Origin of the sequence: Providencia sp. PROV267 (assembly GCF_028477825.1) — a bacterium.
Lineage (GTDB): Bacteria > Pseudomonadota > Gammaproteobacteria > Enterobacterales > Enterobacteriaceae > Providencia > Providencia stuartii.
Map to the genome: position 1 here is coordinate 1 of NZ_JAMPLX010000010.1, position 1,790 is coordinate 1,790.

Below are 1,790 nucleotides of genomic sequence, written 5' to 3' on the forward strand. Positions count from 1 at the left end.
CCCGCCATACTTTGATTTCCAATTATAATAAGTGGCGTTACTAATCCCATTTTGGCGGCAAATATCGTCCACTTTCATACCAGAATCAGCAAGTTTTAAAATATTAACGATCTGAGTTTCAGTAAAATGGGCTTTTTTCATTATGACCTCTGCAATTTTTAGGACAGAAAATCTAATTATCGCTGTCTTATTTTAAGGGGAGTGGATACCCCGAACGGCAGTAAAGCCAGCCCACCGCCGGCGATACACCTTAAAGGGCAATGGCTAAAAGCCGCGGGTTTTGAGATAGGCTTCACTTTTACGGTAAAGATTTTAAACGGCTGTTTGGTGTTAATCCCCGACAGCGAAGACATTCGAGCGATGAAGCAGCAGAACCAACAGCAGCAAGCGCAACTCAGTGCTATCAAACATACGATGCGCGAGCTGATGGCTGAGTATATCAGCGGCTAAAGGTTAAACTGAGCTGCTCTTAAAAACGAAGAAGCCAGAAGTTTGAAAGATCTTCTGGCCATTTAGTTTAAATATCAAAGAAGAACTCTAAAAAATCATTAAAACTAGGCCATTGTGGTTTAAGTATCCCAGCCATAAAGTCATGAATTTCTTTGCCCAAGCCTAATCCAATAACTTCACCAGTTTTCTGATTATAAAAATAACCGTATTCACCTTCAAAATTATCTAATGGCAGATATTCTTCTGGCATTTTTAACGCTTTGTGGGTTCTTTCAATACTTAATGGATAACTATTACTATTAATTAAAAACCAACCAATTTGATAAATCTCTCTATTTCGGCCTAAAAATGTTGGGCAATCTTCAACATGTAAATAAAACTGTGCAAAATCAGAGTCAATATCAACATTAATACTTAACAAAGCATCGCGGTATTCATTTGAAGGTTCTTCAAACCACCAATTTTTACTTTTAAAATAATCAACCAATTTAGGTGTTAACATTTACCTTCCTTTTTTACAGCAATCGATCAGCTTTCTACGATTGACTTCTTCTTCAGCTCTTTGCTTCCAGTAAGCTTTTCTATCAGCATCAAAAAGATTACGATCTACCGGATTTATAGGATGAGCATCCGGTAAATGTGGATGTAATGCATTACTATATCTATATTGTTCATGCGTTGGTGTTGATAACTCAAATAAAGGCCCTAAGCCATTTTGTTTGGAGTGATGTAAACTCACGATTTCATATTTACCATTTTTCACCACCATAGGACTTCGGCCATCTTCGAGGACGATTTGAAGATTCGTTTTTACACCATCTCGCGTATTAACTTTTAAGTCCCAGTCAATAGGTTGTTGATAGACAGTATAAGTAATATTGGAAGGACCTGTAAAAGTAGATCCTGTGAACATGCCACTAAGACCCAACGGGTCTATAAACCCTGTCGGACAGTGCACATACCCATACGGATTCAACCCACCCAATAGCCCTATCGGATCTGGTGAAATATACTGCCCGCTGTCCTTATCATAGTACCGAAAGCGGTTATAATACAAGCCCGTTTCGCGGTCTTCATATTGCCCGGCAAAACGAAAATGGCATTCGGTATAATTTGGGTCATTGTCGGCTCGACCGTCTTGAGACTGCCAAAATGCCATTTGCCCCCACGTATTGAGGCGTCCTGCCCAACTGGCTATCCCTTTTTCAGTAAAAATCTCTCGGGGTGTACCTTGATGGTCAGTGACCACATAGTGCAATTTGCCATTTTGATAGCGAGCAGTAGGGGTGATGGCCCCCGGCTGATAGAGCCATTGAATACCCGCATCATATGCCACAGTT

At 40.2% G+C, this 1,790-nt stretch carries 4 protein-coding genes; 1 reads left to right on the forward strand and 3 read right to left on the reverse strand.

The annotated features are described in order from the left end of the window. A partial coding sequence (locus PR709_RS08590; RefSeq protein WP_272570861.1) for a transposase occupies window positions 1-141 on the reverse strand: 141 nt, incomplete at its 3' end. A 60-nt stretch (window positions 142-201) separates the two neighbouring features. On the opposite strand from PR709_RS08590, the gene PR709_RS08595 reads away from it, so the two are divergent. After that, the gene (locus tag PR709_RS08595; protein WP_004918549.1) at window positions 202-450 is read left to right on the forward strand and encodes a SymE family type I addiction module toxin; all 249 of its coding nucleotides are present in this window, start codon (window positions 202-204) and stop codon (window positions 448-450) included. Between the two features lie 67 nt (window positions 451-517). On the opposite strand, the gene PR709_RS08600 is transcribed toward PR709_RS08595, so the two are convergent. Next, complete coding sequence (locus tag PR709_RS08600) at window positions 518-952, reverse strand: hypothetical protein (RefSeq protein WP_004918551.1); 435 nt, start codon at window positions 950-952, stop codon at window positions 518-520. Beyond that, a partial coding sequence (locus PR709_RS08605) for an RHS repeat-associated core domain-containing protein (RefSeq protein ID WP_272570860.1) occupies window positions 953-1,790 on the reverse strand: 838 nt, incomplete at its 5' end.

Bases quoted from the DNA above. Each gene is read 5' to 3' on its own strand.
- PR709_RS08600 (WP_004918551.1), bottom strand. From the start codon at position 952: ATGTTAACACCTAAATTGGTTGATTATTTTAAAAGTAAAAATTGGTGG.